Below are 18,022 nucleotides of genomic sequence, written 5' to 3'. Positions count from 1 at the left end.
AATACTATTTAATACTAGTTTGGGCATGAAAATACCACAGAAAATCACACTTTTAGAGGTGTATTTTTTCGGAAATCTTATAGCGCTCTTTGCTTCTTTTGCTGGTAAGTATAATTTCTCCTAAAAAACCAGCCAAAAAGAACTGTGTTCCCAGAATCATGGCAGTTAAAGCAATATAAAACTCTGGGCGCTGGGCGATAAGTCGACCTTTGGTTTCTATAAAAAGTTTATCGATACCCAGGTATAGCGAAAACCCAAATCCAACGATAAATAATAAGGTGCCGATTAACCCAAAAAAGTGCATAGGTCGCTTACCGAAACGAGACATGAACCAAATAGTGACCAAATCCAGAAAGCCATTGATAAAACGACTCATCCCGAACTTGGTTTTACCATATTTACGGGCCTGATGCAACACTACTTTTTCTCCAATTTTGTTGAAACCAGCATTTTTAGCCAAAACTGGGATATAGCGGTGCATCTCACCATGTACATCGATGTTTTTTACTACAATATTTTTATATGCTTTGAGCCCGCAGTTAAAATCATGCAATTTTACTCCAGAGGTACTACGTGCGGCAGCGTTAAATAGTTTAGATGGTAAATTTTTTGCAATTACCGAGTCGTAGCGTTTCTTTTTCCAGCCTGAGATCAGATCATACCCGTCTTTGTCGATCAGGTCATACAATTCTGGGATTTCTTCTGGATTGTCCTGTAGATCTGCATCCATAGTAATCACCACATTACCTTTTGCTTGTTCAAAACCAGCGTGTAAGGCTTGGGACTTTCCAAAGTTTTTTAAAAAGCGAATCCCTTTTACCTGTTGGTCTTGTTGTGACAATTGGGTGATGGTATCCCACGACCCATCGGTACTACCATCGTCGATAAAGATAATTTCGTAAGAAAAAGAATTGGATTGCATAACTTTTGCAATCCAATTGTATAATTCGGTAAGTGATTCCTGCTCATTGAGCAGTGGTATGACCACAGATATATTCATATATTAATAGAGTTCCTGTTTTTGTCTCATTGCGAGTCCCGCAAATAACGAAAAGATAAAACCTAAAAACAAGTTACCAATAAGAGAAAATGCAGCACCGATCATTGGGCTACTCATTTTTTCCATTACAGACATACTTTGCTCTACCATAGCTTCTGTCATGTCTGGATTTTCTAACAATTTCTCACGTTGCGCATCCAGTACATTTTGCATGTATTCTGGTTCGATTACTGTTGTTAACACAAATGACCAGATCACAACAATAATCCCACCGATAAGGGCGATCCCAATACCAATTTTTAAGGCATCAGTAAGTTCAAGAAAACCGTGGTTTGACTTTTTGTAGGCCTTGATTCCCATTACAATTACTGCAATAAGGATTAAAATTCCAATTAGGGTAAAAGACCAATGTGGATCGGTGTATGTATTGGTTACATAAATCACCACACCAAGTAATACAGAGATGATTCCTAGTATTACTCCATAGTTGATAATTATCTTTTTTGAAGAAGGTTTTTCATTTTCCATTGTTGAACATTGTTAAGGTTAATTATAACCTATACGTATTCAAAGATACTAAAATGTTACAAGCTGTCCCTTTTTATTCAAAATATTGCTGTTGGAATAACTATAGAAACAACAGAACGTTTTACTAATCAAAAGGATCTGGATTTTTTTGCATGATGGCACCACCAAGCAAAGAAACTAAAAGTCCTATAACCAAATGAAAAATTAAACCTGACATCAATCTGTTTATTAGGTAGCTACTTTCTTTACTAAGAAAACCACTTTTTTCGTTTGTTTCTGCATTAACAGAAGGTTTTAGTGAGCTAATTATCTCATGTAAATTTTCAGGAGAGATAACTTTTAGAAAGAAAATATCCCAGATCATGAACAAAAATGCACCTAAAAGAGCGATTCCAAATCCAACTTTTAGAGCTTGTCTTAAAGTTAAAAACCCGTCATTATTGGATTTGAATTTATATATACCAAAAGTTGTAAAACCAATATGAAGAGATAATTCAAAAACGTAATTAATCCAATTCGGTGTTATGTCGCTGTCGTTCAAATTACGAAATGCAGCGTAGAGTACCCATATGGCACCTAGAAGTAAACCGTAAATAAGAATATGTCTTTTTGCAGAAATAGTAGTTTCAACCATAAGCAATAAATTCCTTTTAATATGCTTTCCAATATCAGTATACAAATATAAAAAAATGTTACAATTGTAATAAAAGTAGCATTTTATCGGGATAATTCATAATTTTATCGTATCTTTAGCCAGATGTTTACGGTTTTACCACATATGATTTAAGGCGTGAACAGTTATGAAATAAGGGGATTTACTCAATTATGGGGGATTTGATGTAAATGATTGATTTTTTGAGTGATATGAGTTTTTCTCTTGAATTGGAATGTGAAAAAGATGAGTTTTTAACAGAATACCCCAATTTTAAATTGAATAAAAATATATTAACAAAAAGAATCACGTATGAGAAAATTATTACTTTTTTTAATAGCCGTTTCGGTTATAGGCATTTCATCTTGTACCAAAGATGATGTAGAGGAGATTTCTCAAGAAGAAAAAATACTGTTAGTTAAGCAAACGCTTACAGAGTTGAATAAAAGTGTAAAAAGCGGTAAATATCAAGAATTTGTTACTGTTCTAGCAAAAAAATCTGCTACAGAGACTTTAAGTGAAGAAGAGATTGAGGATTTGTTCGTGCAAATTTTTGGAGACAATTCTCAAGCCTTTATCAATTTGTATTTTCAGCTAAAAGCTATTAATATGACAGGTGAAGAATTTTTGAAAATAGCCGATCAGTTTGAATATTTAAGGCCGAATTTGAATGCTAAGATGTTGAAAGACTCAGGGGCTTCAGGATGTGAATACCTTTGGTGCGCTTTAATTGATTGGGTAAGCGGAGGTGGAGAAAGAGAAGATAAAGAAGATCCTACGGGTGATGAGTAGATTTCAATTAGAAAGTCTAAATAATTTCTACTTCTTTATTTAAAAATATTTTGCAATTAAGAAATTAGTTGTAAATTTGCACCTCGCAAAAAAGAAAATATAAACCAAATGAGAAAAGGTATTCACCCAGAAAATTATAGATTAGTAGCTTTTAAAGATATGTCTAACGACGAGGTTTTTATTACTAAGTCTACTGCGAATACTAAAGAGACTATCGATGTTGATGGTGTTGAGTATCCGCTAGTGAAATTAGAAATCTCTAGAACTTCTCATCCATTCTATACTGGAAAATCAAAGCTTATCGATACTGCAGGACGTATCGACAAGTTCAAAAACAAATACGCGAAATTCAAGAAGTAATTTGGCGACACCGTTTACAAAAAGCCTTTCCGAGCAGGAAAGGCTTTTTTGTTTGTACACTTCGGCTCCGCTCAGTGTACGCCCAATAATTACGTTATCGAGCCCTGAGGCTCTCGAAGGGCGTTTCTACTCAGTGCACGTAGGCAGACTTGAGTGTATTGTAATGTTATCGAGCGCTGAGCGGAGTCGAAGTGCGGCCTTTATCAACATAGCTCCACCATTTATTTCCAAATAAAATAGCCCAACCGCATTATTTTTAAGACCAACGTGCTTATTTTTGTCGCAGTTAACCAATAGTAACTTTTTGATCATAGCACATGAACTACATTCTTTTTGATGGGCCTTCGCGCAATGCTTTATTACCATTTACTTATACACGACCTGTAGCAGATATACGAATCGGGATCTTAACCATTCGTGAGAAATGGGAGCAACACCTGGGGTATACCACTTCTACCGTTACCGAAGAGTATTTGAGTGAGAAATTCCCAATGGTGGAGCTGGAGGATAATGTAATGATCAATGCCTCTTATTTGCCTACGACGGATTTGGTAGCCAAAATCAAAGATTTGCAAGAAAATCAAGCCATTTTTGATGGAGAAGAGCCAATTGCCTTTTTTGTAAAAGAAGATCAGGAAGTGGATTTTGAAAGCTTTACCATTGTGCAATACGAGCAGGAATTGCTTACGGTTAAAAATATCTGGGATATCTTCTCTAAAAATGAGCAAGCCATTGCACAAGATTTTGCCTTGGTTACCGCAGATAGAGAAAGTCAACCTATACCGGAAAGTAATCGTGTGATTGCTCCAGAAAATGTATTTATCGAAGAAGGAGCAAAACTAGAGTTTGCCATATTGAATGCCAGTGCTGGACCCATTTATATTGGTAAGGATGCCGAAATTATGGAAGGTAGCATTATAAGAGGACCTTTTGTGCTGTGTAATAACGCCACATTAAAAATGGGAGCCAAAATTTATGGAGGAACCACTGTGGGGCCACACTCCAAAATAGGAGGGGAGGTGAATAACTCTGTGATTTTTGGATATAGCAATAAAGGGCATGATGGATTTATTGGGAATACCGTACTAGGTGAGTGGTGTAACCTGGGAGCAGACACCAATACTTCGAACCTGAAAAATAATTATGCTCCCGTACGCCTTTGGAGTTACGAAACCGAAGGTTTTGCAAAAACTGGGTTGCAATTCTGCGGATTAATGATGGGAGATCACTCCAAATGTGGTATTAACACCATGTTTAATACGGGTACTGTAGTAGGAGTAAACGCCAATATTTTTGGTGGTGGTTTTCCGCGTAATTTTATTCCAAGCTATAGCTGGGGTGGGAGCGCTGGTTTTAAGACCTATCTTACCAAAAAGGCTTTCGAAGTGGCCAAAGTAGTAATGGATAGACGTAAAATCGAGTTTACCGAACAGGATAAAAAGATATTAGAACACGTTTTTGAGACCACTAAAGACTGGAGAAAAAACTTCTAGTCGAGTTTCTCTTTCCAAACTCGTTTTAGAATCAAAAAGTTTTGAGGGTTATTGGTTAATCCTCTCACATTTTTTTGCGTAAAACGCACTACTTCGTCATAATACAATGGAACAATAGGAGCGTGGGCTACAATGATAGAATCCATCTTGGCGTAATACTGTTCTCGTATTTGATCATCGGTGATCAAAAAACTTTCCTCATACAAACGATCAAAAGTTTCATTTTTGAAATGTGTGTAGTTTGGTCCGTTGGGTGTATGGTTTTTACTATAATAGGGAGATAAAAAGTTTTCGGCATCGGGATAATCGGCAATCCAACTCGCTCTGAAGGTGTCCAGTTTTCCTGCCCATTTCTTTTGTCGTATGGTTGAGGAGGGCATCACATCTACAATGATATTGATCCCTATTTTTTCGAGTTCACGTTGTATATATTCACAGATGGTTTGATAGTTAGCATCGGTGGCAATTCGAACTGTGGGTTCGTTGTCTCCTGTTTCTTTTTTATAGGCTTCAACTAGTTCTCTGGATTTTTCGGGATTGTATTCAAATCCAGGAATGTTGGCATATCCAGGGATTCCTTTAGGGATAAAACCATTTTCCGCAGGCATACCAATACCATTTTTAAGATAGGTAATCATTTTTTTACGATCAAACCCATGATTTACTGCTTTACGCAATAAAAGCGATTGAATTTCCTCTTTTTCGGTATCCAGATAAAAGCCCAGGTATTCAGAGTTTAGGTAAGGTCCTTTGCTAATATTGATTCGATCTTTGTATTTATCTCTTAGTTTACCACTGGGTGTTAAAAGTTCATCTTTATACGAAGCATCCAAACTGTTTAATAAATCGATCTTTCCTTTGGCAAACTGTAAAAACTCACTTTGCTTATCGGGTAAAAAGGTAACTGCTACCGCTTCAAGATAGGGGAGTTGCTTGCCGTTGTCATCTTTTTCAAAATACAATTGATTTTTACGAAAGACCAATTTTACGTTTTCCTCCCATAGTTTAAATTTAAAAGGACCCGTACCAATGGGGTGAGCTCTAAATTCGTCACCATAATACGAAACTGCTTCTTTGGGTACCACAGAGCAATATCGCATGCTCAAAAGTCCTAAAAAGGCAGGGAACGGCATATTGAGGTCTATTTTTAGGATGGTATCGTTAACGGCGTGATAGTGTTTTACATTTTTTAGTACCCAATTACCAGGAGAGGCAACTTTAGGGTCTTTTAGTCGGTTAAAACTGTATACAAAATCCTTCGCAACCACTCTTCTTGTGCTGTCTTTGGTGTTAAACGAAGTGTGCTTATGAAATTTTACATCATCCCGAAGGTAAAAAGTATAGTGCAATGCATCTTCAGAGATTTCCCAGCGTTTGGCGATATCCGGTTTGATGTGCAAATTATCGTCCAACTGTACCAATCCGTTAAATAATTGATTTGTAGCCCAAATATTGGCTACATCTCTGGCAAAAGCTGGATCTAGTGAACTTACATTCTCGTATTGATTGTACCGAAAAACAAGATGATCTCTATCTTTTTCTTCAGAATTACTACAAGAAACAAGTGTTAAGGCTATATAAAATATTGTTATATAGTGATTTATGTGGAAATGATAATTGAATTTCAATTTTAGTAAACGAATTATTGTTGGTATATTTGCACCCTCAAATTTTATTGTAAAGGATAAAGATAAAGAGATTTCTGCCTTCAAGGAAAACGACAGCTGGTTTTATGAGAAAAAAAGTTGCTTTTTATACGTTGGGATGTAAACTGAATTTTTCAGAAACATCGACTATTGCCCGAAGTTTTGTAGACGAAGGTTTTGATCGTGTGGATTTTGCAGAGCATGCGGATATTTATGTGATCAATACCTGTTCGGTAACCGAAAATGCGGATAAGCGATTTAAAACTATCGTAAAACAAGCACAAAAAGTAAACCCAGATGCGTTTGTAGCTGCTGTAGGATGTTATGCGCAATTGAAACCGGAAGAACTGGCTGCGGTAGATGGAGTGGATTTGGTGTTGGGGGCTACAGAAAAGTTCAAGATCACAGATTATATCAATGATCTGTCTAAAAACGATTTCGGTCAAGTACATTCTTGCGAGATCGAGGAGGCTGATTTTTATGTAGGGAGTTACTCGATCGGGGATAGAACTCGTGCGTTTTTGAAAGTGCAAGACGGTTGTGATTATAAGTGTACCTATTGTACCATACCATTGGCTCGTGGAATATCCCGTAGTGATACCTTGTCTAATGTGTTGAAAAACGCCAAAGAAATATCTGAACAAGGAATTAAAGAAATCGTACTTACTGGTGTAAATATTGGGGATTATGGTAAAGGAGAGTTCGGGAACAAAAAACATGAGCATACTTTTTTTGAATTGGTGCAAGCCTTGGATCAGGTTGAAGGTATAGAGCGATTACGTATCTCTTCAATCGAGCCTAATTTATTGAAAAACGAAACTATAGATTTTGTATCCCAATCCAGAACCTTTGTGCCGCACTTTCATATTCCGTTGCAATCCGGTAATGATGAGATTTTGAAATTGATGCGTCGTAGGTATTTGAGTGATCTATATGTGGATCGAGTGACAAAAATCAAAGAAGTAATGCCACATGCCTGTATTGGGGTAGATGTGATTGTTGGATTTCCTGGAGAAACTGATGATCATTTCCTGGATACGTATAATTTCTTATCGCAATTAGATATCTCTTACTTGCACGTGTTTACCTATTCTGAAAGGGATAATACAATTGCTGCCGATTTGGATGGCGTAGTGCCTATGGATGTGCGTAAGAAGAGAAGTAAAATGTTACGTGGTTTATCCGTGAAGAAACGAAGAGCATTTTATGAAAGTCAAATAGGAACAGAACGAACAGTATTGTTTGAATCTGAAAATAAGGAAGGTTATATCCACGGGTTTACCGAAAACTATGTAAAGGTAAAAATGCCATGGAATCCGTCTTATGTAAATACCTTGCACCGGGTGGTGTTGACAAAAATTGATGATGATGGGATGGTGCGATTTGATTTTGTGCCAGAACCTGAAAAAATACAAGAAGCATAAACAAAAAAAATCTGCAAGTAATTGCAGATTTTTTTTATTCTATATACGTTGTACAACTATATGTTTATTCCTACGGGTAATAAATCTTTGTATTTCCTTCTATTTTTCCGCATAAATTTTGCAATCGTAGGACTTGTGGGGACCAATCTTATGTTGCGATCTTCGATAATGTTGAAAACAGCAACGATAAAATCTTCCTCAAATCCTTTTTTTACTAGTTCTTCGCTCATGATGAGTTTTGTCAGGAAAATTTTTCTTTCCTGTTGGGCGTACTCGATGGTCGCTTTCTGACCTTCAATTGTAGTCTCAAATTGTCTTAGAAATTCATTGTCAATAACTTCTAATCCAACATCACTCAGGTTCTCCATATTGTTTTTTAATTATGAGGTAAATAAGTTTTACTTATGGGGTAACCCCCTTGATTAACTGACTAACATCCGAAAGCAACACGCAAAACCATATCCGAAACTTGATGGTTCAGTAATTATTTTGTTGATGCCTAACTAAGATTTGTTAGTTTACATTCCCTGTTTCAATAAAAAATTATTGATGTATTTCCTTTTATCTAAAGGGGGAATACTATAATTTTGAGTTGCAAAGATAAGAAAATTAGAGCTTTAAACTTTAATAGTACTGTTAAAATACCTATGTCGCAGGAAGTTACCCATGTTTATTTTGTGCCGGGAATGGCTGCCGATGTTTCAATTTTTGAACATATACGTTTGCCGGAAGCACATTTTAAGACCTACACCATCCCTTGGAAGATCCCAAATAAGGAAGAATCTATTGCGGAATATGCGCAACGTATGTGCGAAGAAATCAGGCATGAAAATGCTGTGTTGCTTGGGGTTTCGTTTGGAGGGGTCATTGTTCAGGAAATGAGTAAATATTTGCAACTTAAGAAACTTATTATCGTTTCTAGTGTAAAGAGTAAAGACGAATTGCCAAAGCGAATGAAAATCGCTCGTAAAACCGGACTGTATAAGTTGTTGCCAACTGCTGTGGTTTCTAAAATTGATAATTGGGAAAAACTGGCTTTTGGAGATTTTGCCAAAAAACGAGCGACGATGTATCAACGCTATTTATCGGTGAATGATAAAGGGTATTTGGACTGGGCAATCAAGAATATGGTTTGCTGGGAGCAAGAGGAAGCTCCAGAAAATCTGATTCATATCCATGGGGATAAGGATATTGTTTTTCCGATAGCGAATATCAAAAATTGCATAACAGTTGATCAGGGAACGCATGTTATGATTGTAAATAGGGCGAGATGGTTTAATAAACATTTACCTGAAATAATCAGGGATAACTTGCATTAGTCTAACTTTTTACGTTATATTGTAATCTAAATTTTATTTCCCCAATAAAATAAAACCTACTTAGAGATGAAGATGATAAAAAAAGTATTAGTTTTTTTAGGAGTGCTATTTGTTTTTAGTATTCTGGTAAACGCAACGCAGGAAGAACCTCAAAAGACCCCCGTACAAGAACAGCTTGAGGATAATTTGGTAAACGACTACAATGTTTACGCAATCCCAATGCCTGATAATCTGAATTTTGCTGGAGAATTAGTGCCTATCGATAATCCGGATATCCGAGAGCGTATGGATAGAGAATTGTTGGTAAATACCTACTGGCAATCTAATGGGTTGTTACTTTTTAAACGAGCCAACAAGTATTTTCCGGTTATTGAGCCTATTTTGGAAGAAAATGGTGTGCCTGAAGACTTCAAATACCTTGCTGTTATTGAGAGTAGCTTGACTCAAGCGGTATCGCCAGCAAGAGCAACTGGCTTCTGGCAGTTGTTGAAAGGAACTGCAAAAGAATACGGGTTAGAGGTAAATCAAAATGTGGATGAGCGTTATCATATCGAAAAATCTACAGAAGTAGCTTGTAAATATCTAAAGAGTGCCAAAGAAAAGTTTGGATCCTGGACATTGGCTGCAGCTGCATACAATGCAGGTCGTGCTGGGATCAATAGACAGTTAGATAGACAAGATGCTGGATCTTACTATGATTTGTTGCTAGGTGAGGAGACAGGGCGTTATGTGTTTAGGATTGTAGCGGTAAAAGAGATTTTGAGTAACCCGAAGAAATATGGATTCAACTTCAATGACGAGGATTTGTATAAGCATATTCCTACGTTTAATGTGTTTGTGGATGAGCCTATTACTGATTTCAATGAGTTTGCCAAAATACATGATATCAATTACAAGATTTTAAAATTGCATAATCCTTGGTTAAGAGAAACCCACTTGAATAATACCACAGGTAAGGAATATTTTATAAAAATTCCTAGAGACGGATATTATAATGTAGGTACCGGACAGTAATTAAATCTCCCGTTTTACAAGTTTTTTAAGTAAGTTAGCCGCTTATATATTTTTACTATGAATATAAGTGTGCTAGTCTCTTTGGTGCTAATCGGATTATTAGCTGGTTTTTTTAGTGGAACTTTAGGTATTGGCGGAAGTGTGGTAATGATTCCGTTAATGTTACTGTGGTTAAATTTTTCTCAGCACGAAGCGCAAGGGACGAGTTTGGCTGTGCTTGCAGTACCAGTTACCTTATTGGCGGCCTATAACTATTATCAGGAAGGGCATGTAAACTGGAAATATGCAGGTATTATTGCTATTACCTTTATTATAGGAGGATACCTAGGGAGTAAACTTGCAATATCTGTAAATCAAGTTTTGCTTAAAAAAATATTCGGAGGTGTACTTTTACTAGTAGCTCTAAAAATGATTCTAGGAAAGTAGCGAATTCAATATTAGTTTTTATCCCTTAACAGGTTTCGCAACGAATCTTTTTCTCTTTTGTATTTTTCGTACTCTTCGTCGATTCTTCTTTCTTCGGCAGTTCTACCATCTTCACCCACTTCTTCATCTTCGGCTTCTTTTTCTTTAAGAGCTTCAGTGTCTGTATCATCCTTAAGTAGACCTTTTCTATCAAGGTCAGCAATGATTAGAGATACTCCCTTAGACAGGGAATTGAAATGAATGTTATAAGAATTACTCAAGGTTTCGCTAGAGTGATGCGTTTCTATTTTCTGAATATTCAATAATTTTTTCTCTTCATCCAAAAAGTACATCATCGGGAATCCTAGTGCGTGTTTAAGCTTATTTACGATATACGAGTCCTGGTTTGTCTTTTCGTCAACATAAACCATTTGGATGTTCTTGCTATAGTCGTCGCTTTTGTCTTTTAAGTTTTCTTTGGTGTCCCAAAACAATACGACAAAATCAATCTGATCATGAAATCTATCTGCTAAATCATTAAGTGCGGGGATTTCTCCAATTCCAGGAACACACCATGCGGCATATGTAATTAAAAAAATGGGTTTTTCGTATTCTTTGAAAGTGATAGGCTCTTCCTTAATGGTGTTAAAGGTAAAGTCATCCATATAGGTCCCATTAAGATGATTGGTAACCAAAGAATCAAATAAAAAGGTGGCCCGCTCTAAGTCGCTTTGCCTATAAGCTTCATCCATCTTTTGATTATACTTGACGATATGAGCAGAAATAGCGACAGAAAAGGGGATTCTTACTTCTTCTTGTGCAAATAGATGACTACAAAAAGAGAAGAGTATTCCTAGAATTAATAATTTTCTCATTCTAAAATAATTACAATAGCTAATGTACTATAAAGTCCTTAAAAATAAACTTTTTTGTTATAAAAACTAATGCTCCCTACTTTAAGGTTTTCAACAATAAAGCTATACAAGACTTATTACATAACGTAATATAGTAAACAATTAGTGTGCCTAAATTTTCTTCATTTGCTGTTTCATCATCGCAATCTGATCTTTAAGCATACCATGCTTATCCAATTTTTTGGCTTCGGTAAGCAAAGTTTGTGCTTCTCTCTTTCTTCTTTTGGTCATTGCGATACCAGCAAGATTAAGTTTTGCTACGGCCAAATCTTGATTCATTGATAGTCCAAGCTTAACTGCTTTCTTTAAATATTTTTCGGCTTGTGTGATATTGGTTTGGGATAGCATAATCCCTAAAAGATAATTATAGTATCCTTGTTGCTTTGTAGTAAGAGCAACCTCTGGGTTTTTTATTTTATCTAGCCATTTTTTTGCACCATCAAAATCCTGTTTGCGCAGTCTTAAAAAAGCAAGCAAAATCATTTCGTTTTTAAAGTATAAAAACACAAAAACCAGTGATAATAAAATTAGCATGATTCCATTACCCGTGTATCCTTCTATGATTTGCCATACGCCAGCACCAATAATTAGGGCTGCTATTACTAATTTTATATTTTTATTGAACATTGAAAATGTGTTATTTTGTAAGTCGCGGCAAAGGTAATAAAAACAAATAAAAATATTTTGATATTTAGGTTTGTCAAAGTAAAAAGTCTTCGTATATTTGCCCGCAGTTTTGGGTAGAGATATCCGAAAGATTCAAAATAAGGTATTCAAGAAGATTTTATAAAGATAGATAGTAATGAAAAGAACGTTTCAACCATCGAAAAGAAAAAGAAAAAATAAACACGGTTTCAGAGAGCGTATGGCTTCTGTAAATGGTAGAAAGGTATTGGCTAGAAGAAGAGCCAAAGGAAGAAAGAAATTATCTGTCTCTTCAGAGTTAAGACACAAGCATTAATGAGAATGCGTAGTTTAAAATATTAAAGGTGTTACTTTATCGGTAACGCCTTTTTTTATATCTGCTAGAAAAAAATAATATATACAACACAATTTTAAGTACATGCCAAAAAGAGAAGACCTTAAGAGTATATTGATTATCGGATCTGGACCGATTGTTATTGGGCAAGCTTGTGAATTTGATTATTCAGGATCGCAGGCATTACGTTCATTAAGAGAAGATGGAATTGAAACGATTTTGATCAATTCGAATCCTGCAACGATTATGACTGATCCATCTATGGCGGATCACATATACCTTAAACCTTTGAATACAAAATCGATTATTGAAATCTTAAAAGAACACCCTCAGATTGATGCGGTATTGCCTACTATGGGTGGTCAAACCGCACTTAACCTGTGTATCGAAGCAGATGAGAAAGGGATATGGAAAGATTTCAATGTTGAAATAATTGGTGTAGATATCGACGCCATCAATATTACAGAGGATAGAGAGCAGTTTAGAGAGTTAATGCTCAAGATAGGAATTGGAATGGCGCCTCAGGCAACTGCTAACTCTTATTTGAAAGGTAAAGAAATTGCTCAGGAGTTCGGATTTCCATTGGTAATTAGAGCTTCCTATACTTTAGGAGGAGCCGGAGCTTCTTTTGTATATAAAGAAGAGGATTTTGATGAGTTGTTGACCAGAGGATTAGAAACTTCGCCAATCCATGAGGTAATGATCGATAAGGCCTTGATCGGATGGAAAGAGTACGAATTAGAGTTACTGCGTGATAATAATGACAATGTAGTTATTATCTGTACGATAGAAAACATGGATCCAATGGGGATTCATACCGGAGATTCGATCACCGTTGCGCCAGCAATGACATTAAGTGACAAGACCTTCCAAAAGATGCGTGATATGGCAATTCATATGATGCGCAGTATTGGGGAGTTTGCAGGAGGATGTAACGTACAGTTTGCTGTTAGCCCAGATGATCAGGAGGAAATCATTGCTATCGAAATTAATCCACGAGTATCCAGATCTTCTGCATTGGCATCAAAAGCTACTGGATATCCTATAGCAAAAGTAGCAGCAAAATTGGCGATCGGTTACAACTTAGATGAGTTAGATAATCAAATTACAAAATCTACTTCGGCGTTATTTGAGCCTACTTTGGATTATGTAATCGTTAAAATACCACGTTGGAACTTTGATAAATTCGAAGGATCAGACAGGACCCTAGGATTACAGATGAAAGCTGTGGGAGAAGTAATGGCGATTGGTAGGTCTTTCCAGGAAGCATTGCATAAAGCTACACAGTCTCTAGAGATCAAGCGAAATGGTTTGGGAGCTGATGGAAAAGGATATAAGAACTACGATCAGATTATAGAAAAACTTACTTATGCCAGCTGGGATAGAGTATTTGTGATCTATGATGCTATTCAGATGGGAATCCCATTGAGTAGAATTCATGAGATTACCAAAATCGATATGTGGTTCTTGAAACAATATGAAGAACTGCATAATCTTGAAAAAGAGATTTCTACTTACACGATACAGTCACTTACTAAAGATTTGATTTTAGAAGCAAAACAAAAAGGATTTGCAGATAGACAAATTGCACATATGGTAGGTTGCTACGAAAGTGAAGTGTATAATAAAAGAGAAGAGCTAGGGATCAAACGAGTATATAAACTTGTAGATACCTGTGCTGCAGAGTTTAGAGCAGAAACACCTTATTTCTATTCTACTTTTGAAGAAGAAATAGAAACGCCAGAAGGTGTGGTGTCTGTGCATAATGAGAGTGTAGTAACCGATAGAAAGAAAATTGTAGTATTGGGTTCTGGTCCTAACCGAATTGGACAAGGAATCGAGTTTGACTATTGTTGTGTGCATGGGGTATTAGCTTCTGCAGAATGCGGATATGAGACGATCATGATCAACTGTAACCCAGAAACGGTTTCTACAGATTTTGATACTGCAGATAAGCTATACTTCGAACCAGTTTTCTGGGAACATATCTACGATATCATAAGACACGAAAAGCCAGAAGGTGTTATTGTGCAGTTAGGAGGGCAAACAGCTCTTAAACTTGCAGAGAAGTTGGATCGTTACGGAATCAAGATTATCGGTACAAGTTACCAATCCCTTGATTTGGCAGAGGACAGAGGAAGTTTCTCGACCTTATTGAAAGAAAATGGAATTCCTTACCCAGAATTTGATACCGCTGAAACAGCAGACGAAGCCCTAGCAGTGGCGGATCGATTAAATTTCCCGATTCTGGTAAGACCTTCGTATGTATTAGGAGGACAAGGGATGAAAATTGTGATCAACAAGCAAGAGTTAGAAGAGCATGTGGTGGACTTGTTGCGTAAAATACCAAACAATAAGTTGTTATTGGATCATTATTTGGATGGAGCAATAGAAGCCGAAGCTGATGCGATCTGTGATGGAGAGAATGTATATATTATTGGTATCATGGAGCATATTGAACCTTGTGGTATTCACTCAGGAGATTCGAATGCTACATTGCCTCCTTTCAATTTAGGAGAGTTTGTAATGCAACAAATTAAGGACCACACCAAAAAGATAGCACTTGAGTTGAATACAGTGGGATTGATTAACATCCAGTTTGCGATCAAAGATGATAAAGTATATATCATCGAGGCCAACCCAAGAGCTTCTAGAACGGTTCCGTTTATTGCAAAAGCTTACGGAGAGCCATATGTAAATTATGCAACCAAAGTAATGCTAGGAGAAAAGAAAGTGACTGATTTTGATTTCAAGCCACATCTAAATGGGTATGCCATCAAGCAACCTGTATTCTCGTTCAATAAATTCCCTAACGTGAATAAGAAGTTAGGACCAGAAATGAAAAGTACTGGAGAGAGCATTTTATTTATTGATGATCTTAAAGATGATCAGTTCTACGATCTATACTCACGTAGAAAGATGTATCTAAGTAAATAAGCATTTTGACACATAAAAATAAGCCGGATTCTACCAGTTAGGATCCGGCTTATTTTGTTAAATACGTAAAATTTTAAGTTATTTTTTTGGACTCCTTAAAAAAAACTTAATTTTTTTTGTCTATGCATCGTAAATTGGGTTCTCTGTATAATAGTATCTGAGAAATAAATTTTATATTGATATGAGAACCGTCACTTTCCTAATTATGATTTATGGAATAGCATTATTTTCCTCTTGTGCCTTCAAAGAAAAAGAAGAAATTTCAGATCCAATAGATAAAAAAGTAGCAGAATTGATGTCAAAAATGACCTTGGAAGAGAAAATAGGTCAGATGACTCAAATCACAATTACTGCTTTAGAGAAGAGCGGATCTCCAGGTGTTTTGGATAAAGAGAAGTTGAGAGAAGCTATTCATAAGTATAAAATAGGTTCTATATTAAATGTACCTAACCCTGGTGCACCTACACCACAACGGTGGTATGAAGTATTGAGCGAAATTCTAGAAGAAACGAATAAAACCGATAATAAGATCCCTGTGATTTATGGCATTGATGCTATACACGGAGCCAGTTATACCGCTGGTGCCATTTTGTTTCCCCAGCAGATTGGTATGGCAGCAACATGGGATCCAGAATTGGTTGAGAAATGTACGGCGGTTTCTGCATATGAAACAAGAGCTTCTTCGATCCCATGGGTATTTTCTCCGGATTTGGATTTGCCTAGAAACCCAGCATGGTCAAGACTTTGGGAATCTTTTGGAGAGGATTCTTATTTATCTTCCGAAATGGGAGTAGCCATGGTTAAAGGATTTCAAGGAGATGATATCGGGGATGCCAACAAGGTTGCAGCTTGTATTAAACATTATATAGGATATGGTAGTCCAACAACAGGTAAGGATCGAACGCCAAGTATCATACCAGAACGAGTATTGAGACAATACGATTTACCGATTTACGAAAAGAGTGTAGAAGCTGGAGCCAAAAGTGTAATGATCAGCTCTGGAGAGATAAACGGTACACCAGTTCATGCCAGTAAAAGGATTATTACCGATATTTTAAAAGGGGAACTTAACTTCAAAGGATTTGTAGTTACCGATTGGAAAGATATTATTTATTTACATACCCGTCATAAAGTAGCAGCAACCATGAGAGAAGCTGTAAAAAAGTCTGTAATGGCAGGTATTGATATGAGTATGGTTCCTGAAGATTATACGTTTTATGAAGAATTATTCTCTTTGGTAAGTGATGGGGAAATACCCATGTCAAGAATCGATGATGCAGTACGAAGAATATTAAGAGTAAAATACGAATTAGATTTATTTAGAACGCCAGTTACCAATCCTGAAGATTATCCGGATTTTGGAACAGCCTCTTCTTCGGCTTTAGCATACATTGCAGCTTCAGAGTCTATTACGTTATTAAAAAATAAGGAGAATGTTTTACCATTATCCAAAGAAAAGAAAGTATTGGTTACAGGGCCAACCGCAAATAGCATGAAACATCTAAATGGTGGTTGGTCTTATACATGGCAAGGGGAGAAGAGTGATCAGTATGCCAAAGATAATTTGAATATTAAGCAAGCTTTTGAAAAGAAATTAGGGCAAGAAAATGTATTATATGCTCCGGGAGTATCCATTTTTGAAGAAATAGATATTGCCAAATCGGTTGCTCTAGCAAAACAAGCAGATTATATCGTGTTGTGTTTGGGTGAACATAATTATACGGAAACGCCAGGAGATATTGATGATTTGGTAATTACAGAACCACAAGTAAAATTGGCTGAAGCATTGAGTAAACTGAATAAACCAATCATTTTAGTACTTAATGAAGGAAGACCAAGAATTATCAGCCAGTTTGAAAAGGATATGGACGGAGTACTACAATGCTATCTTCCAGGAAATGAAGGCGCAAAAGCCTTGGTTGATGTGGTTTACGGAGATGTAAACCCAAGTGGTAAGTTACCATATAATTACCCGCGATATACCAGTGCGTTGCAAAAGTACAATCGTAAGTATACTGAAAGCCTTGGGGATAGTGAACAAAATGATGATGCAGATTATCAAAGAAGTTATAATCCACAGTGGGAGTTTGGCTTTGGATTGTCCTACACCACTTTTGAATATAAAAATTTAAGCTTTGATAAGGTTTTCTTCAAAAAAGGAGATGCTGTAAAAGTGAGCGTAGATGTACAAAACACTGGAGAGAGAAAAGGAAAAGAAGTGGTACAATTGTATCTCACAGATCTTTATGCGAGTATTACTCCAGAAGTAAAATCGCTGAAAAGGTTCAGCAAGATCGAACTTCAGCCGGGAGAAGTTAAGACCGTTTCGTTTACAATCAACGTAGATGATCTCAAATTTGTAGATGAAAATAACCAGTGGGTCGCAGAAAGTGGGGAGTTTGAAATTTCTGTAGGAAATTTGGTCAAAAAAATTGTTTTAGAAAAAGAGATATAAACGTTTTTGATTATATTTATATATGAAAAAAAATGTTAAATTAATCTTGAAAAGGTACTAATGAGGTTATATTTTTAAGGAATTCATAAATTACACAAATTCGT

The 18,022-nt window shown here is 36.3% G+C and carries 17 protein-coding genes; 10 read left to right on the top strand and 7 right to left on the bottom strand.

Annotation, left to right across the window (positions count from 1 at the left end):
- Nucleotides 1–52 precede the first annotated feature (52 nt).
- The 3 genes from BUE24_RS04845 to BUE24_RS04835 all read right to left on the bottom strand — a co-directional run bounded on the left by BUE24_RS04845 (nt 53) and on the right by BUE24_RS04835 (nt 2,162).
- Nucleotides 53–1,000: a glycosyltransferase family 2 protein gene (locus BUE24_RS04845; protein WP_073314563.1), complete on the bottom strand. Its 948-nt coding sequence runs from the start codon at nt 998–1,000 to the stop codon at nt 53–55.
- Nucleotides 1,001–1,003: 3 nt separating this feature from the next.
- Entirely contained in the window at nt 1,004–1,528 is a 525-nt protein-coding gene (locus tag BUE24_RS04840; protein WP_073314561.1) for a DUF4199 domain-containing protein, read from the bottom strand.
- Between the two features lie 124 nt (nt 1,529–1,652).
- Nucleotides 1,653–2,162: a DUF4199 domain-containing protein gene (locus BUE24_RS04835; RefSeq protein ID WP_073314559.1), complete on the bottom strand. Its 510-nt coding sequence runs from the start codon at nt 2,160–2,162 to the stop codon at nt 1,653–1,655.
- Nucleotides 2,163–2,492: 330 nt separating this feature from the next.
- Here BUE24_RS04835 and BUE24_RS04830 point away from each other — a divergent pair, with 330 nt between their 5' ends.
- The 3 genes from BUE24_RS04830 (at nt 2,493) to BUE24_RS04815 (ending at nt 4,825) form a co-directional block, all read left to right on the top strand.
- Complete coding sequence (locus tag BUE24_RS04830) at nt 2,493–2,972, top strand: hypothetical protein (protein WP_073314557.1); 480 nt, start codon at nt 2,493–2,495, stop codon at nt 2,970–2,972.
- A gap of 108 nt (nt 2,973–3,080) precedes the next feature.
- Entirely contained in the window at nt 3,081–3,332 is a 252-nt protein-coding gene (locus tag BUE24_RS04825) for a type B 50S ribosomal protein L31 (protein WP_073314555.1), read from the top strand.
- Nucleotides 3,333–3,649: 317 nt separating this feature from the next.
- Nucleotides 3,650–4,825, top strand: coding sequence for a GlmU family protein (locus tag BUE24_RS04815; protein ID WP_073314551.1), 1,176 nt, complete (start codon nt 3,650–3,652; stop codon nt 4,823–4,825).
- Here BUE24_RS04815 and BUE24_RS04810 read toward each other — a convergent pair.
- Nucleotides 4,822–6,453 (bottom strand): ABC transporter substrate-binding protein, encoded by a 1,632-nt coding sequence (locus tag BUE24_RS04810; RefSeq protein ID WP_073315335.1) that lies wholly within the window; start codon nt 6,451–6,453, stop codon nt 4,822–4,824. The genes BUE24_RS04815 and BUE24_RS04810 overlap by 4 nt on opposite strands.
- Nucleotides 6,454–6,557: 104 nt before the next feature.
- Between BUE24_RS04810 and mtaB the strand changes: the two genes are divergently transcribed.
- Complete coding sequence (gene mtaB / locus BUE24_RS04805) at nt 6,558–7,895, top strand: tRNA (N(6)-L-threonylcarbamoyladenosine(37)-C(2))-methylthiotransferase MtaB (protein WP_073314549.1); 1,338 nt, start codon at nt 6,558–6,560, stop codon at nt 7,893–7,895.
- A 56-nt stretch (nt 7,896–7,951) separates the two neighbouring features.
- On the opposite strand, the gene BUE24_RS04800 is transcribed toward mtaB, so the two are convergent.
- A complete protein-coding gene (locus tag BUE24_RS04800) occupies nt 7,952–8,263 on the bottom strand; it encodes an N-acetyltransferase (protein WP_073314547.1) in 312 nt (103 codons plus the stop codon).
- A 279-nt stretch (nt 8,264–8,542) separates the two neighbouring features.
- Between BUE24_RS04800 and BUE24_RS04795 the strand changes: the two genes are divergently transcribed.
- The 3 genes from BUE24_RS04795 (at nt 8,543) to BUE24_RS04785 (ending at nt 10,654) form a co-directional block, all read left to right on the top strand.
- Nucleotides 8,543–9,214, top strand: coding sequence for an alpha/beta hydrolase family protein (locus tag BUE24_RS04795; RefSeq protein WP_073314545.1), 672 nt, complete (start codon nt 8,543–8,545; stop codon nt 9,212–9,214).
- 66 nt (nt 9,215–9,280) lie between these two features.
- Nucleotides 9,281–10,228, top strand: a complete 948-nt coding sequence (locus BUE24_RS04790) for a lytic transglycosylase domain-containing protein (protein WP_073314543.1) — start codon at nt 9,281–9,283, stop codon at nt 10,226–10,228.
- Between the two features lie 57 nt (nt 10,229–10,285).
- On the top strand, nt 10,286–10,654 hold the full coding sequence (locus tag BUE24_RS04785) for a sulfite exporter TauE/SafE family protein (RefSeq protein ID WP_073314541.1): 369 nt from the start codon (nt 10,286–10,288) through the stop codon (nt 10,652–10,654).
- An 11-nt stretch (nt 10,655–10,665) separates the two neighbouring features.
- Here BUE24_RS04785 and BUE24_RS04780 read toward each other — a convergent pair whose 3' ends face one another.
- Both BUE24_RS04780 and BUE24_RS04775 read right to left on the bottom strand, forming a co-directional pair.
- Nucleotides 10,666–11,508 (bottom strand): redoxin domain-containing protein, encoded by an 843-nt coding sequence (locus BUE24_RS04780; protein ID WP_084549408.1) that lies wholly within the window; start codon nt 11,506–11,508, stop codon nt 10,666–10,668.
- 150 nt (nt 11,509–11,658) lie between these two features.
- Nucleotides 11,659–12,174, bottom strand: a complete 516-nt coding sequence (locus BUE24_RS04775) for a tetratricopeptide repeat protein (protein WP_073314537.1) — start codon at nt 12,172–12,174, stop codon at nt 11,659–11,661.
- A gap of 175 nt (nt 12,175–12,349) precedes the next feature.
- Between BUE24_RS04775 and rpmH the strand changes: the two genes are divergently transcribed.
- The 3 genes from rpmH (at nt 12,350) to BUE24_RS04760 (ending at nt 17,918) form a co-directional block, all read left to right on the top strand.
- Nucleotides 12,350–12,508 (top strand): 50S ribosomal protein L34, encoded by a 159-nt coding sequence (gene rpmH / locus BUE24_RS04770; protein WP_073314535.1) that lies wholly within the window; start codon nt 12,350–12,352, stop codon nt 12,506–12,508.
- A gap of 102 nt (nt 12,509–12,610) precedes the next feature.
- Nucleotides 12,611–15,463, top strand: coding sequence for a carbamoyl-phosphate synthase large subunit (carB, locus tag BUE24_RS04765; protein WP_073314533.1), 2,853 nt, complete (start codon nt 12,611–12,613; stop codon nt 15,461–15,463).
- A gap of 181 nt (nt 15,464–15,644) precedes the next feature.
- The gene (locus BUE24_RS04760; RefSeq protein WP_073314531.1) at nt 15,645–17,918 is read left to right on the top strand and encodes a glycoside hydrolase family 3 N-terminal domain-containing protein; all 2,274 of its coding nucleotides are present in this window, start codon (nt 15,645–15,647) and stop codon (nt 17,916–17,918) included.
- The last annotated feature ends 104 nt before the right edge of the window (nt 17,919–18,022 follow it).

The organism is Aquimarina spongiae, assembly GCF_900141785.1.
GTDB classification, from domain to species: Bacteria; Bacteroidota; Bacteroidia; order Flavobacteriales; family Flavobacteriaceae; genus Aquimarina; species Aquimarina spongiae.
Note: the sequence above shows the minus strand (reverse complement) of the source record. Positions and strands in the feature narration are given on the sequence as shown.

Coding starts and splice junctions, on each gene's coding strand:
- mtaB (WP_073314549.1), top strand. CDS start 6,558: ATGAGAAAAAAAGTTGCTTTTTATACGTTGGGATGTAAACTGAATTTT.
- BUE24_RS04795 (WP_073314545.1), top strand. CDS start 8,543: ATGTCGCAGGAAGTTACCCATGTTTATTTTGTGCCGGGAATGGCTGCC.
- BUE24_RS04760 (WP_073314531.1), top strand. CDS start 15,645: ATGAGAACCGTCACTTTCCTAATTATGATTTATGGAATAGCATTATTT.
- BUE24_RS04835 (WP_073314559.1), bottom strand. CDS start 2,162: ATGGTTGAAACTACTATTTCTGCAAAAAGACATATTCTTATTTACGGT.
- BUE24_RS04825 (WP_073314555.1), top strand. CDS start 3,081: ATGAGAAAAGGTATTCACCCAGAAAATTATAGATTAGTAGCTTTTAAA.
- BUE24_RS04840 (WP_073314561.1), bottom strand. CDS start 1,528: ATGGAAAATGAAAAACCTTCTTCAAAAAAGATAATTATCAACTATGGA.
- BUE24_RS04815 (WP_073314551.1), top strand. CDS start 3,650: ATGAACTACATTCTTTTTGATGGGCCTTCGCGCAATGCTTTATTACCA.
- BUE24_RS04800 (WP_073314547.1), bottom strand. CDS start 8,263: ATGGAGAACCTGAGTGATGTTGGATTAGAAGTTATTGACAATGAATTT.
- BUE24_RS04780 (WP_084549408.1), bottom strand. CDS start 11,508: ATGAGAAAATTATTAATTCTAGGAATACTCTTCTCTTTTTGTAGTCAT.
- BUE24_RS04775 (WP_073314537.1), bottom strand. CDS start 12,174: ATGTTCAATAAAAATATAAAATTAGTAATAGCAGCCCTAATTATTGGT.
- rpmH (WP_073314535.1), top strand. CDS start 12,350: ATGAAAAGAACGTTTCAACCATCGAAAAGAAAAAGAAAAAATAAACAC.
- carB (WP_073314533.1), top strand. CDS start 12,611: ATGCCAAAAAGAGAAGACCTTAAGAGTATATTGATTATCGGATCTGGA.
- BUE24_RS04785 (WP_073314541.1), top strand. CDS start 10,286: ATGAATATAAGTGTGCTAGTCTCTTTGGTGCTAATCGGATTATTAGCT.
- BUE24_RS04790 (WP_073314543.1), top strand. CDS start 9,281: ATGAAGATGATAAAAAAAGTATTAGTTTTTTTAGGAGTGCTATTTGTT.
- BUE24_RS04830 (WP_073314557.1), top strand. CDS start 2,493: ATGAGAAAATTATTACTTTTTTTAATAGCCGTTTCGGTTATAGGCATT.
- BUE24_RS04845 (WP_073314563.1), bottom strand. CDS start 1,000: ATGAATATATCTGTGGTCATACCACTGCTCAATGAGCAGGAATCACTT.